Source organism: Micromonospora saelicesensis, from assembly GCF_900091575.1.
Classification (GTDB): Bacteria; Actinomycetota; Actinomycetes; order Mycobacteriales; family Micromonosporaceae; genus Micromonospora; species Micromonospora saelicesensis.
On the sequence record NZ_FMCR01000009.1, the window covers coordinates 38,524 to 53,327 of the forward strand.

General features: G+C 69.1%; 8 protein-coding genes. 6 read left to right on the forward strand and 2 right to left on the reverse strand.

Annotation, left to right across the window (positions count from 1 at the left end; genetic code table 11):
* Nucleotides 1–3: 3 nt before the first annotated feature.
* The 3 genes from GA0070561_RS30080 to GA0070561_RS30090 all read left to right on the forward strand — a co-directional run bounded on the left by GA0070561_RS30080 (nucleotide 4) and on the right by GA0070561_RS30090 (nucleotide 4,951).
* The gene (locus GA0070561_RS30080; RefSeq protein ID WP_091408194.1) at nucleotides 4–1,434 is read left to right on the forward strand and encodes a class I SAM-dependent methyltransferase; all 1,431 of its coding nucleotides are present in this window, start codon (nucleotides 4–6) and stop codon (nucleotides 1,432–1,434) included.
* Nucleotides 1,427–3,481: a sulfatase-like hydrolase/transferase gene (locus tag GA0070561_RS30085; protein ID WP_091408196.1), complete on the forward strand. Its 2,055-nt coding sequence runs from the start codon at nucleotides 1,427–1,429 to the stop codon at nucleotides 3,479–3,481. Before GA0070561_RS30080 ends, GA0070561_RS30085 begins: the two co-directional genes overlap by 8 nt.
* Nucleotides 3,482–3,667: 186 nt before the next feature.
* On the forward strand, nucleotides 3,668–4,951 hold the full coding sequence (locus GA0070561_RS30090) for a citrate synthase (protein ID WP_091408199.1): 1,284 nt from the start codon (nucleotides 3,668–3,670) through the stop codon (nucleotides 4,949–4,951).
* A gap of 204 nt (nucleotides 4,952–5,155) precedes the next feature.
* Here the strand turns inward: GA0070561_RS30090 and GA0070561_RS30095 are convergent, their stop codons facing one another.
* Nucleotides 5,156–6,427, reverse strand: a complete 1,272-nt coding sequence (locus GA0070561_RS30095; protein ID WP_244166509.1) for a glycosyltransferase family 4 protein — start codon at nucleotides 6,425–6,427, stop codon at nucleotides 5,156–5,158.
* Nucleotides 6,428–6,907: 480 nt separating this feature from the next.
* Here GA0070561_RS30095 and glgX point away from each other — a divergent pair, with 480 nt between their 5' ends.
* From glgX to treZ, 3 genes are read left to right on the forward strand one after another with little or no spacing between them, the layout of a single operon-like run.
* The gene (glgX, locus tag GA0070561_RS30100) at nucleotides 6,908–9,025 is read left to right on the forward strand and encodes a glycogen debranching protein GlgX (RefSeq protein ID WP_091408201.1); all 2,118 of its coding nucleotides are present in this window, start codon (nucleotides 6,908–6,910) and stop codon (nucleotides 9,023–9,025) included.
* Between the two features lies 1 nt (nucleotide 9,026).
* A complete protein-coding gene (gene treY / locus GA0070561_RS30105; protein WP_091408202.1) occupies nucleotides 9,027–11,333 on the forward strand; it encodes a malto-oligosyltrehalose synthase in 2,307 nt (768 codons plus the stop codon).
* Nucleotides 11,330–13,054 (forward strand): malto-oligosyltrehalose trehalohydrolase, encoded by a 1,725-nt coding sequence (gene treZ / locus GA0070561_RS30110; protein ID WP_091408203.1) that lies wholly within the window; start codon nucleotides 11,330–11,332, stop codon nucleotides 13,052–13,054. The genes treY and treZ overlap by 4 nt, the downstream gene beginning before the upstream one ends.
* 197 nt (nucleotides 13,055–13,251) lie before the next feature.
* Here the strand turns inward: treZ and GA0070561_RS33360 are convergent, their stop codons facing one another.
* Nucleotides 13,252–14,640 (reverse strand): hypothetical protein, encoded by a 1,389-nt coding sequence (locus GA0070561_RS33360; RefSeq protein ID WP_141710494.1) that lies wholly within the window; start codon nucleotides 14,638–14,640, stop codon nucleotides 13,252–13,254.
* Nucleotides 14,641–14,804: the final 164 nt, after the last annotated feature.

Below are 14,804 nucleotides of genomic sequence, written 5' to 3' on the forward strand. Positions count from 1 at the left end.
ACGATGGCGATCTCACCCACCGAGGTACGGCCCGAGCCGGCCTCCTTCCGCGACCCCGCCAACCGGGTCTTCCACGTCGGCGACGAGGTGCTGCGCGGGCTGGACCCCCAGGCCGCCGAGCACTGGCGGGCACTGACCGGCAGCACGTTCTTCCCGGCGCTCGTCGCCGCGCGCAAGGTCTGCGCCACCGAGGACGCCCCGCCCACCCTGGTGCCGGCCGCGACCGGAACACCGTGGGCGGCCGTCCTGCGCCACGAGCGCATCCCGTTCGTCTCCCACCCGTACGAGTGGTCGTTCAGCATGCTGCGCGACGCCGCCCTGCTGCACCTGGAGATCCTGACCGCCGCGCTCGGCGAGGGTTTCACCACGAAGGACGGCTCGGCGTACAACCTCCAGTGGCGCGGCGCCCAACCGGTCTTCATCGACATCGGCTCCTTCGAGCCGGTCCGCGACGGCGAACCGTGGGCCGGCTACCGGCAGTTCTGCCAGACCGTGCTCTACCCGCTGATGCTCACCGCCCACCTGGGCGTCGACTTCCAACCGTGGCTGCGCGCCCGGGTCGACGGCATCGAGGCCGACGAGCTACGGCCACTGTTCAACGGCGCCCGCCGGCTGCGCCCCGGCGTGCTGACCCACCTGCACCTGCACGGGGCGATGCAGCAACGCAACGCCGCCGCCAGCACCACCGAGGTACGCGACCAACTGCGGGCCGCCGGCTTCTCCCGGGAACTGCTGGTCGCCACCGTACGCGGCATCGAGAAACTGGTCCGCAAGCTGGACCGCCGCCCGCCCGAGAGCCACTGGTCGGACTACCAACGCACCTGCGGCTACTCGGCCCGCGACCGGGTGGCGAAGGAGCAGTTCGTGGCCACCGCGGTCGCCGCCGGCACCCGCCCCCGCCTGGTGCTCGACCTCGGCGCCAACGACGGCCGGTACTCCCGGCTGGCGGCCGGGCACGCGGACTACGTGGTCGCCGTCGAGCAGGACCCCACGGTCGTCGACGAGCTGTACCGACAGCTGCGCTCCGAGGGGCAGCGCCGCATCCTGCCGCTGGTGCTGGACCTGGCCGACCCCTCGCCGGGTGGCGGCTGGCGGGGCGTCGAGCGGGCCGGCTTCGCCGAGCGGGCGTCCGCCGACGTGGTGCTCGCCCTGGCCGTGGTGCACCATCTGGCGATCGGGCGCAACGTACCCCTGCCGGAGGTCATCGACTGGCTGGCCGGGCTGACCGCGCCGGGCGGCGCGGTGGTGGTGGAGTTCGTCCACCCGGAGGACCCGATGGCGATCCGACTGCTGGCCAACAAGCCCGCCGGTCTCTTCCCGGACTACCGACGCGACACCTTCGAGACGTTGCTCGCCGCCCGGGGACGGATCACCGACCGGCTGGAACTGCCCTCGGGTACCCGCACGCTCTACCGGACGGTGATGGGTGGCTGAACCGGCCTCCGTCGACCCGTCGGCCCCGCACCGCCGGCCGCCGCCGGCCCCCGGACGGTGGGACCGGGGCTGGCGAGGTGAGCTGGGCCGGCTGCTGGAGGTCGTCGCGCTGGTCGGTCTCGTGGTCACCCAGCCGCTGTTGGACGTGCTGGGCCGCAGCCCCGACTTCTTCCTCTTCCACCGCGCCGACCCGGCCCAGATCCTGCTGCTGCTCGCCCTGGTGACGGTGCTCCCCACAGTCGCGGTGGCGCTGCTCGGCGCGCTCAGCCGACTGGCCGGCCGGACCGCCCGCGCCCTCATCCACACCGGGCTGGTCGGGTTGCTGGTCGCCGCTCTCGCCGTGCAGGTGGGCCGACACGTCACGCCACTTCGGGGCGTACCGCTGCTGCTGGTGGCCGTGCTGGCCGGAGCCGCCGGCGCGGCCGCGCACCGGCGGTGGCGGGCGCCGGGCCGGGTGCTGCGACTGGCCGCCGCCGGGCCGGTGGCCTTCGTGGCGCTCTTCCTGCTCGCCTCGCCCACCTCGGCGGTGGTCCTGCCGCGCGGCGACGGCGGCGCGGCCGGCACCGCGCAGGGCTCGGCCGTGCATCCGCCGGTGGTCATGCTGATCCTCGACGAGCTGCCACTGGTCAGCCTGCTCGGCGCGGACGGGAAGATCGACGCCGGGCGGTACCCGCACTTCGCCGAGCTGGCCGGCGGCTCCACCTGGTACCGCAACTCCACCGGGGTCAGCGGGTGGACGCCCAACGCGCTGCCGGCGATGCTCACCGGCCGCTACCCGGCCAAGCCGGTAGCCCCGCACTACTCGCAGTACCCGGACAACATCTTCACCGCCTTCGGCGGCCTGTACGACATCCGCGCCGAGGAGAGCATCACCCGGCTCTGCCCGCCCAGTCGCTGCGAGCAGCCGGTCACCCCGGAGCAGGGGCTCGGCGTGCTGGTCCGGGAGACCGGCAAGCTGCTCGGCCGGGTCGCCGGGCCGACGGAGAGCGCAGTCGACCCGGAGGACTCCTACCGCGAGCAGACCCGCGCCGAAGCCGGCCTGGACGCCGCCGAACCGGTGCCGGCGGACCCGAAGTTCCGCTGGGACAGCCTGGACGACAACCAACCGGCCCGGTTCACCAGCTTTCTGGCCGGGCTGAAGCCGTCGACCCGGCCCACCCTGCACTTCCTGCACCTGCTGATGCCGCACTCACCGTGGGCGTACCTGCCGTCCGGGGCGCGCTACGACGCCCCCGAGGACCTGCCCAACGACGGTGCCGGGTGGGTCGACCTGGCCCGGCAGCGGCACCTCGCCCAGCTCGGCTACACCGACCGGCTGATCGGCGAGACGCTGCGGACGCTGCGCGCCAACGGCCTCTACGACCAGGCCCTCGTCGTGGTGACCGCCGACCACGGGGTCAGCTTCCGCGCCGGCGCGCAGGGCCGGGGCATGGACGCCATCAAGGCCGCCGCCGGCGAGGTCGCCTGGGTGCCGACGTTCGTCAAGGAACCCCGGCAGCAGACCGGCCGGGTGGACGACCGCAACTGGGAACATGTCGACCTGCTGCCGACCGTGGCCGACGAGGCCGGCGTCCGGTTGCCCTGGCGGGTCGACGGGCGCTCCGCCCGGCAAGCCCCCCGCACCGACGGTACGAAACACTTCTACGACCGCCCCGGCCAACCGGTCACCTTCCCCGGTGGCGTGCCCGCCCCGCCACCCCTGCCGACCCCCCACCCCCTGGTCGGCACCGAGGTACGCGCCGGCCCCGCCGCCGGCAGCGCCCGGGTCGCCGACCTGGCGGCGTTCACCGCCACGGACCCGGACACCGGCACCCTCCCGGCACTGGTCTGGGGCGACGTCCCGGACCGGATCCCGGACGGCACCCTCCTCGCCGTCGCCGTCAACGGCCGCATCGGGGCCGTCGTCCCGGTGGTGCCGGCCGACCCCGGCGGACGCCGGTTCGCCGCGCTGCTCGCCGACGACAAGCTGTTCCACGCCGGCACCAACCAGCTCGACGTCTTCCAGGTCGCGACGGACGGTACGCTGCGACGCCTCACCCTGTCGTGACCTGCCTTCCGGGGTGGGTGGGGTCCGGTCCCGTCTGGCGGGATACCGGGTTTCCCGGCCGCCCGGTCGGGAATCGGGTGACGCATACCTCACCGCCGAACCACGGCGGGCGTTGTCCCCCGAGCCGCAATTACGGTAGAAGCGAAGGCAATTCAACGTAGATCTGCCGGCGAAGCGAGGAACCACATGACGGAAGTCAAGCTCGATCACCCCGGTGGGCAGCTGTCGATGCCGGTGCATCCTGCGGTCGAGGGCCCCGCCGGTATCGGGGTGAGCAAGCTGCTGAAGGAAACCGGGATGACCACGTACGACCCCGGTTTCGTCAACACCGCCGCTGCCTCATCCGCGATCACCTACATCGACGGCGACGCGGGCATCCTGCGTTACCGGGGGTACCCGATCGAGCAGCTGGCCGAGAAGTCCTCCTTCCTGGAGGTCTCCTACCTGCTCATCTACGGTGAGCTGCCGACCGAGCAGCAGCTGACCGAGTTCACCGAGTGGATTCGGCGGCACTCGCTGCTGCACGAGGAGATGCGCCGCTTCTTCGACGGCTTCCCCCGGGACGCCCACCCGATGGCGGTGCTCTCGTCCGCGGTGAGCGCCCTGTCCACCTTCTACCAGGACAGCCTGGACCCGTTCGACTCCGAGCACGTGGAGATCTCCACGGTCCGGCTCATGGCGAAGGTCCCCACCATCGCGTCGTACGCGTACAAGAAGTCCATCGGTCAGCCGCTGCTGTACCCGGACAACTCGCTGGGGTACGTGGACAACCTGCTGCGGATGACGTTCGGCGTGCCGGCGGAGCCGTACGAGGTCGACCCGGTGATGTCGAAGGTGCTGGACATGCTCTTCGTCCTGCACGCCGACCACGAGCAGAACTGCTCCACGTCGACCGTCCGCCTGGTCGGCTCCAGCAACGCCAACCTGTTCGCCTCGGTCTCGGCCGGCGTGAACGCGCTGTTCGGCCCCCTGCACGGTGGCGCGAACCAGGCGGTGCTGGAGATGCTCCAGCAGATCCACGCCGGTGACGGCGACGTCCGGTCCTTCGTCCGCAAGGTCAAGGACAAGCAGGACGGCGTCAAGCTGATGGGCTTCGGCCACCGGGTCTACAAGAACTACGACCCGCGGGCGGCGATCGTCAAGAAGGCCGCGCAGGACGTGCTGGGCCGGATGGCCAAGCCGGACCCGCTGCTGGACATCGCCATGGAGCTGGAGGAGATCGCCCTCGCCGACGACTTCTTCGTCTCCCGTCGGCTCTACCCGAACGTGGACTTCTACACCGGCCTGATCTACAAGGCCATGGGTTTCCCGACCAAGATGTTCACAGTGCTCTTCGCGCTCGGCCGGCTCCCCGGCTGGATCGCTCAGTGGCGCGAGATGATCTCCGACCCGGAGACCAAGATCGGCCGTCCGCGGCAGGTCTACGTCGGCTCTGCCGAGCGGGACTACGTCCCCTTCGGCGAGCGCTGACCCGCTCCTCGCTACGCCAGCAGGCCGTCGACCCCTCCCGGGTCGGCGGCCTGCCGCGTTTCCGCGCTCTGAGCTGCCCCGTCCCGCCCGTGATCGACTCGGGTTCCTTGAAGGCGCGGTGTTCCTCGTGCCAGGACACCCCGACTTTCAGGAAGCCGAGTCGAACAACCGAGCCCAGCCCGGGCCCGGGCCGGACGGTGAGGGTCAGCGCAGGCCGGCGGCGGCGAGCAGGTTGCCCTCGGGCAGCGCCGGGAGGGCCCGGCCCTGCGACATCCGCTGCTCGGCGCGCTCGGCGGTGAACGCGGCGTCGTGGTGGATGGCGGCGGCGTAGCTGGCGGCGGTGCGCTGGGCGATCGCGGCCCAGCCGTACTGGTCGTGGACCATCCGGCGGGCGCGGCGGGCCATGACGCGGGAACGGTCGGCGTCCGACAGCAGCGCGTCCACGGCGTCGGTGAGGCTGTCCGGGTCGTGCGGGCGGAAGGTCATCCCGGTGACGCCTGGCTCGACGATCTCGCCGAGGCCACCGGTGGCGGCGACGGCCAGGGGAGCGCCGGCCGCGGCGCCTTCCAGGGCCACCATGCCGAACGGCTCGTAGATGCTCGGCACGGCGAAGCAGTCGGACGCGGCCATCAGCGCCGGCAGGTCGGTGCCGCCCAGGAAGCCCGGCATGGTGACCATGCCGCCCAGGCCGCGGCGGTGCACCTCGGCCTCCAACTCGGCGCGGTACGGGCCGTCACCGGCGATCACGGCACGCAGCCCGGGGTGCCGCTCGCGCAGCCGGGGGAGCGCGGCGATCAGGTGCTGGACGCCCTTCTCGTACACCAGGCGGCCGGCGAAGGTGACCAGCGGGCCGTTTCCGGCGAAGCGGGCGCGGGCGGCGGCCACGGCACGCGCGGGCACCCGCCAGCGGTGCGGCTCCACGCCGTTGGCGACCACGTCGACCCGCCCGGCCGGTACGCCGAACAGCGCGTTCACCTCGTCGCGCATGTAGCCGGAGCAGACGATCACCCGGTTGGACTCGCTGCTGAGCCACTGCTCGACGCCGTGGATGGTGCGGTTCATCTCCTCCGGCAGCCAGCCCTGGTGCCGACCGGCCTCGGTGGCGTGGATCGTGCTGACCAGCGGGATGTCCAGGTGGTCGCGCAACGTCATCGCGGTGTGCGCGACGAGCCAGTCGTGGGCGTGGATGACGTCGTACGAGCCGGCCTGGGTGGCGCGCAGCGCGGTGCGGGTGAGGGTGTGGTTGAAGGCCATCGTCCAGGCCAGCAGCGAGCCGGTGGCGAGCGGGAAGGCCACCGGGTCCTCGGGGGCGCGCAGGATGCGCACACCCTCGGCGTACTCCTCCAGGGGTGCGCCCTCGGAGTGGCGGGTGACGACGGTGACCTCGTGGCCGGCGGCGGCGAGGGCGACGGAGAGGGCGTGCACGTGTCGACCGAGACCGCCGACGAGCACCGGCGGGTACTCCCAGGACAGCATGAGGATGCGGCGGGTCTGCGGGGGCACCCCGGGGCCGGACTGCGCCGGCACGGGCGTGCCGGGCTGCGCGGTGGGACCGGACTGCGCGGGGGGCCGGGAGGTCACTGTGGGCCGGTGGGCCCGGTCCTTGGTGGCAGCGAGCTGCTCGTCGACCCGCAGTGTCACATCAATCTCCGTCCATGCATGGTGGTGCGCGCCGGCGTCAGTGGCGGCGGAGCGAGAGGTGTAAGGAGTGGCCGAGGGCCTGGTGGGCACGCGCGGACGCTTGCCCCCGGTCAAGGAAAGTCCATCGGGACCAAGAACGCACCTCGAAAAGGGTCATCGTGACGGAGGACACCCGAGTGGTGTAGCGCGCATCAGACGGGCGGTTTTCGCCCATCGCCTGAAAGGATGGATTGGCGCGTCCGGGCCGGGGGCACTACCTGCGTGCGCGCGGGCGATCTCGGCCGGTGCGCACATAACCATGGTCTAAGGAGCGACATGCAGGTCTGGCCGGGCGAGCGGTACCCCCTGGGCGCCACCTACGACGGGATGGGCACCAACTTCGCCATCTTCTCCGAGGTGGCCGAGCGGATCGAGCTGTGCCTCTTCGACGAGTGGGACACCGGCGCGGAGCGCCGCGTCGAGCTGCGCGAGGTGGACGCCTACGTGTGGCACGCGTACCTGCCGGGCATCGAGCCGGGCCAGCGCTACGGCTACCGGGTGTACGGCCCGTACGACCCGGCGAACGGGCTGCGCTGCAACCCGCACAAGCTGCTGCTCGACCCGTACGCCAAGGCCATCGACGGTGACGTGGAGTGGGACCCGGCGGTCTACGACTACGACCTGGACGAGCCGGAGCGGATGTCGGAGGCCGACTCGGCGCCGTTCATGCCGAAGTCGGTGGTGGTCAACCCGTACTTCGACTGGGGCAACGACAAGCCGCCGCGCACCCCTTACCACCACTCGGTGATCTACGAGGCGCACGTGCGCGGGCTGACCATGCGCCACCCGGACATCCCGGAGGAGCTGCGCGGCACGTACGCGGGCATCGCCTCCCCGCCGATGATCGACTACCTGACCCGGCTCGGGGTGACCGCGATCGAGCTGATGCCGGTGCACCAGTTCATCCACGACAACCGCCTCGCCGACCTGGGGCTGCGCAACTACTGGGGTTACAACACCATCGGCTTCTTCGCCCCGCACCACGGCTACTCGGCGCTGGGCCGGCTCGGCCAGCAGGTGCAGGAGTTCCGGGGCATGGTGAAGGCCCTGCACGCCGCCGGCATCGAGGTCATCCTCGACGTGGTCTACAACCACACCGCCGAGGGCAACCACCTCGGGCCGACGCTGAGCTTCAAGGGCGTGGACGCCCCGAGCTACTACCGGCTCAGCGAGGAGGACCGCCGCTACTTCGTCGACTACACCGGCACCGGCAACAGCCTCAACGTGCGCAGCCCGCACTCGCTGCAACTGATCATGGATTCGCTGCGCTACTGGGTGACCGAGATGCACGTCGATGGCTTCCGGTTCGACCTGGCCGCCACCCTGGCCCGCGAGTTCTACGAGGTGGACCGGCTCTCCACCTTCTTCGAGGTGGTGCAGCAGGACCCGGTGGTCAGCCAGGTGAAGCTGATCGCCGAACCGTGGGACGTCGGCCCCGGCGGCTACCAGGTCGGCAACTTCCCGCCGCTGTGGACGGAGTGGAACGGCAAGTACCGCGACACGGTGCGCGACTTCTGGCGCGGCGAGCCGGCCACCCTCGCCGAGTTCGCGTCCCGGATCTCCGGCTCCGCCGACCTCTACCAGGACGACGGCCGCCGACCGTTCCACAGCATCAACTTCGTCACCGTGCACGACGGGTTCACCCTCAACGACCTGGTGTCCTACAACGACAAGCACAACGAGGCCAACGGCGAGGAAAATCGCGACGGCGAGAGCCACAACCGGTCCTGGAACTGCGGCGTCGAGGGCGACACCGACGACGAGGCGGTCCTCGCGCTGCGGGCCAAGCAGCGGCGCAACTTCCTGGCCACCCTGATGCTGTCGCAGGGCGTGCCGATGATCGGCCACGGTGACGAGCTGGGCCGCACCCAGCGCGGCAACAACAACGTCTACTGCCAGGACAGCGAGCTGGCCTGGGTCGACTGGGACAACGCCGACGAGCAGTTGCTGGACTTCGTCCGCACGCTCACCGCGTTCCGCAAACGACACCAGGTGTTCCGCCGCCGCCGGTTCTTCACCGGGCTGCCGGTGAACGGGCGCGGCATCGACGAGCCGCTGCCCGACCTGGCCTGGTACACGCCGGACGGGCGGGAGATGACCGGGGAGGACTGGGGCAACGACTTCGGCCGCTCGGTGGCGCTCTTCGTCAACGGCGAGGGCATCCGCGAGCGCGGCCAGTACGGCCAGAAGCACCACGACGCGTCGTTCCTGCTCTGCTTCAACGCCCACGACGCGCCGCTGGACTTCGTCATGCCCGGCAGCGAGTACGGCCAGAAGTGGGAACGGGTGATCAGCACCGCCGAACCCGAGCCGGACGACGCCACGGTGATCAGCGCGGGCGGCACCATCCGGGTGCCGGACCGTTCCCTCGTCGTGCTGGAGAGGACGATCTGACATGCCGGCCACCCCTCCCACTGCCACCTACCGGGTCCAGGTCCGCCCCGGCTTCGACCTGGACGCCACCGCCGCGATCGTCGACTACCTGGACGACCTCGGCGTCAGCCACCTCTACAGCGCCCCGCTGCTGACCGCCACCCCCGGCTCCCAGCACGGCTACGACGTGGTCGACCACCGGGCCGTCAACCCGGAGCTGGGCGGGGAGGCCGCCCGGCAGCGGCTGCTGGCCGCCCTGCGCGACAAGCAGCTCGGCCTGGTCGTCGACATCGTGCCCAACCACGCCGGGGTCGCCGTCCCGGCCGCCAACCCGGCCTGGTGGGACGTGCTGCGCCGAGGGCGCGACTCGGCGTACGCCGACTGGTTCGACATCGACTGGGACCGGGGCCGGCTGCTGCTGCCGGTGCTGGGCGACGACCCGGCCGCCCTGGACGACCTCAAGGTGGTCGACGGCGAGCTGCGCTACCACGAGCACCGCTTCCCGATCGCCGACGGCACCGGCGACGGCAGCGCCCGGGAGGTGCACGACCGGCAGCACTACGAGCTGGTCTCGTGGCGGCGCGGTGACGCCGAGCTGACGTACCGCCGATTCTTCGCCATCGCGGGCCTGGCGGGTCTGCGCGTGGAGGACCCGGCGGTCTTCGCCGCCACCCACGAGCTGATCCTGCGCTGGGCGGCCGCCGGGGAGGTCGACGGCATCCGCGTCGACCACCCGGACGGCCTGCGCGACCCGGTCGGCTACCTGGCCCGGTTGCGGGAGGCCGCACCGGACGCCTGGCTCGTGGTGGAGAAGATCCTGGAGTACGGCGAGGAGCTGCCGGACTGGCCGGTGGACGGCACCACTGGCTACGACGCCCTTGCCATGGTCGGTGGGCTCTTCATCGACATCGACGCCGAGGGTGACTTCACCGCACTGGACAACCGCCTCACCGGGCAGCACACCTCCTGGGAGGACCTGACCCACACCACCAAACTGGCCGCCGCCACCCAGCTGCTCGCCGCCGAGCTGACCCGGCTGGCCGCCCTCGCCCCCGAGGTGCCCACCGAGCAGGCCCGCGCGGCGCTCGCCGAGATTGCCGCCGCGTTCGACGTCTACCGGGGCTACCCGCCGTACGGCGCCCGGCACCTCGCCGCCGCCCGCTCCGAGGCCGGCCGCCGCCGGCCCGACCTGGCCGCCGCCCTGGACGCCATCACCCGCCGGCTGCGCAACCCCAACGACGAGCTGGGCATGCGGTTCCCACAGCTCACCGGCGCGGTGATGGCCAAGGGCGTGGAGGACACCGCGTTCTACCGGTGGACCCGGTTCGTGGCGCTCAACGAGGTCGGCGACAGCCCCACCCGCTTCGGGGTGCCGCCCGCGGAGTTTCACCGCTTCGCCACCGCCCAACAGGTCCGCTGGCCGGCCAGCATGACCACCGTCTCCACCCACGACACCAAACGCAGCGAGGATGTTCGCGCCCGCCTCGCCGTGCTCAGCGAGATCCCGGGCCGCTGGGCCGAGCAGGTAAAGGCCTGGATGGAGTACGCGCCGCTGCCCGACCCGGCCTTCGCCCACCTGCTCTGGCAGACCGCCGTCGGCGCGTGGCCGATCGAGCGGGAACGGCTGCACGCGTACGTCGAGAAGGCCGCCCGGGAGGCCGGGGCCTCGACCAGTTGGGCGGACCCCGACCCGGCCTTCGAGCAGGCAGTGCACACCCTCGTCGACCAGATGTACGACGACCCGAGCCTGCACGACGAGCTGACCGAACTCGCCGCCGCGATCACCCCGGCCGGTTGGTGCAACTCGCTCGGGCAGAAGCTGATCCAACTCACCATGCCCGGGGTGCCGGACACCTACCAGGGCACCGAGCTGTGGGACAACTCCCTCGTCGACCCGGACAACCGCCGCCCGGTCGACTTCGACGTACGCCGAGAGCTGCTGGCACGCATCGACGGCGGCTGGCGTCCCCCGATCGACACCGACGGAGCGGCGAAGCTGCTCGTCGTGTCGCGGACCCTGCGGTTGCGGCGGGCGCACCCGGAGCTGTTCACCACCTACCGACCAGTGCCGGCGCACGGGCGGGTGGGCCGGCACGTGGTGGCCTTCGACCGGGGTGGCGTGATCGCCGTGGCGACCCGGCTGCCGCTGGGTCTGGCACGCGCCGGCGGGTGGTGTGACACAGCTCTGTCACTTCCCGTTCACGAGAGGAAGGACCTGTTCACCGGCCGGGTCTACAGTGGCGGGGAGACCCCTCTGGACGACCTTCTGGCCGACTATCCCGTGGCTCTGCTGGCTCCTCTCACCGCTGCCGAGGAGGCCGTTTCATGACCGAATTCTCCGTCTGGGCACCGGACGCCACCCGGGTGCGGCTGCGCCTGGCCGGCGACACCGACCACGAGATGCGCGCCGCCGCCGACGGCTGGTGGCGGGTCGAGGTGCCCGACGCCGGCCTCGACTACTCCTTTCTGCTGAACGACGACGAAACCCCGCTGCCCGACCCCCGGTCACCGTGGCAGCCTGCGGGAGTGCACGGGCCGAGCCGCCGCTACGACCACGCCGAATTCGCGTGGTCCGACAGCGCGTGGACCGGCCGGCAACTGCCCGGCAGCATCCTCTACGAGCTGCACATCGGCACCTTCACCCCGGAAGGCACCTTCGACGCGGCCATCGACCGCCTCGACCACCTGGTATCGCTGGGCGTCGACCTGATCGAACTGCTCCCGGTCAACGCCTTCAACGGCGAACACAACTGGGGGTACGACGGCGTCTGCTGGTACGCCCCACACGAGCCCTACGGCGGCCCAGACGGCCTGAAACGGTTCGTCGACGCCGCCCACGCTCGCGGTCTGGGGGTGATCCTCGACGTTGTCTACAACCATTTCGGGCCCTCCGGGGCCTACGCGCCGCGGTTCGGGCCCTACCTCGCCGAGCAGAGCAACAGTTGGGGCCGCTCGATCAACCTGGACGGCCCGCACTCCGACGAGGTACGCCGCTACATCATCGACAGCGTGCTCATGTGGCTGCGCGACTACCACGTCGACGGGCTGCGGTTGGACGCCGTGCACGCGCTGCCGGACTCGCGGGCGGTGCCCATCTTGGAAGAGCTGGCTGTTTCCGTCGAATCGCTGTCGACGCACCTGGGGCGGCCGTTGTCGCTGATCGCCGAATCGGACCTCAACGACCCGCGGCTCATCACGCCGCGCGAGGCGGGTGGGTTTGGGCTGCACGCGCAGTGGAACGACGACGCCCACCATGCCCTGCACACGTTGCTGACGGGGGAGCGGCAGGGGTACTACGGGGACTTCGGGTCCCTGGAAACGCTGTCGGACGTGCTGACCGGCGGGTTCTTCCACGCTGGGACCTGGTCGAGCTTCCGAAACCGGCACCATGGGCGGCCGGTTGATCCTCGGGTGCCGGGGCATCGGTTCGTGGCCTACCTGCAGAACCATGACCAGATCGGGAACCGAGCTACCGGGGATCGGATCTCGGCTTCTCTCTCGCCTTCGCTGCTCCGCGTTGGGGCTGTGCTGCTGTTGACGGCGCCGTTCACTCCCATGTTGTTCATGGGGGAGGAGTGGGCGGCTTCCACGCCCTGGCAGTTCTTCACCTCGCACCCAGAGCCGGAGCTGGCCTCCGCGGTGCGGACCGGGCGGCGGCGGGAGTTCGCGGCGCACGGGTGGCCAGAGGGGGACGTGCCCGACCCGCAGGACCCGCAGACGTTCGTACGGTCGCGGTTGGACTGGGCGGAGCTGGACAAGCCTGAGCATCGGGAGATGTTGGCTTTTTACCAGCGGTTGATTGGGCTGCGGCGGTCTCTGCCGGATCTCTCGGATCCTCGGTTGAACGCTGTTTCTGTGCAGCATGGGGACCAGTTCCTGGTGATGCGGCGGGGGGACACGCTTGTGGTGGCGAACCTGGCTGGGCGGGGGCAGGGGGTTTCGCTGCCTGGGGTGGCGCGGCGGGTGCTGCTGGCTACGGGGGAGGGAGTCACCGTTATGCGGGACCGGATCCAGTTGCCGGCCGAGACTGCGGCGATCGTGGCGCTGTGAGTGTCGCTGCTCGCTAAATTCAAATCCAGATCCGCGCCCCAGCGGCGCTCTTAGGGTCCTTCTTAAGGTGGAGTTGGACGCGCACGCTATAACGAATTCCCAGCTGTTCTAAAGCAACCTTGGTGGTTAATCCTGACGTGCTCACACGCCTAGAGCCGCCTCAGCAGATCGTTCGGTAGTCGCGCCGTCGCGTGTCTTCAAGCAGAGAGCGTTCCGTCAGTCCCTTTGCTCTTCGCCTTAGCTGTATTCGTTCTCCGTTCGCGTCCCGCGACGATACTCGATAGTTTTTCGAAAAAACGCACAGTAACGACAGTTCTGAACTCTCTTGCTGCCTGGACCGCTAAAGACGTCGGAGAGAGTGCTGGCGGCTCAGTGGGTTTCATCAAGTCGTCCCCAAAAATTGCCTCCTCGCCGAGCTTGACGAGTCCTCTCTTGATGCAAGAGTAGAGGATTGCATCGGACTCTTTGATTTTGTGGCTGCCTGCTAGATGGACCGATCCACCCACTACCATCGCGCCAGCGATGGGTATTACAAGCGCGTCGAAGCTCACGGGAATACCGATGAGGCGTAACGCGAGGACCGCAAGGGCGGTGAGCAAGATCATGAGCGGAACCGAAATACCTCTACGAAATTCGCCCTCGGCCCTGATGCGATCACATTCTTGAAAAATTTCCGGATAGTCCTTGCGAAGATCGACATCTGCTTGATTGAGTCGTTGTCGCAACCTTTTGCGCATTGGTTCAAGGTCATACACTGCTTGCGCGAACGCCCACTGGGCACCAGTACTTTTGTGCAAGTCCTCATCGATAACCTGACGCACCAGGGCCTCCAGGTGCTGATTTTTGCGAATATAATACCGAAAGAGGACCTGCGATTCCGTCGAGCTGATCAATTTCTTGGTGGCATCGTCGGCGATCTCGTGAATCCTGGCTACTGATATGCCCATGGCCTCCGCCGCAACACTGACCGAGTTTACATCCATCTGCTGCACAGTGTCAGGCAGTAAGTCCTTGTTCTTGCCGAACTTGCCGATTACCTCCTGTTCAAGAATTTCGCGGAGAGTGCTGTAGTCGGGCTGAAACCCACGACGCACTCTCCCCCAGTATGCACGAATTGCACCCGCAATTTGGGAAGCAGTCTCTTCGATTGAGAAGGCTATCACTGCTGCAAGCCCGTCTGCCTTCATTCGTGTAAAGAGCCGGGCCGCGTTGACTAATGTTAGTGCAGCGAATAAGAACCCACCGATTTGGGCTAGGGTGATCAGACTGCTCTGGGAAAACAATTGCGCAAGGGATGTTACGGCAAATATGCCCAGGACTCCGGCTATCGTTATCAAACGGAAAAATCTGCTTATCATCTCAAGGAAAACGCCGAGTACGTAGGCGAAAAAGATTGCCATGGATACTAATAATTCAACTGGAAGCTTCCCGAGGGGTGCAACCATGGGCTCGATCAGGGTGATGTCGAGGGTTCGGGCTGGCAGAAGAAAGTAGGCGATCCAGAAGACTGTCAGCCAGAGGAGGCCAACCGCCAAAGGCGTTCGTGCGTCTCGCAAGCCTGGGACAATTTGGGAGAAAAAATTCAAAGATCTCTCGATTCGTCCAATATGAGCTAGCGACCGTCGCAACGGAACGTGGAGTCTGCGCAACGGCAACTACCGTAATCAAGATATTGTGAGTCAGGATCTCACGACACGGCCGCCGACCGATTGTCTAATATTTGACGGCTATGACGATCTTGCAGCGGCAA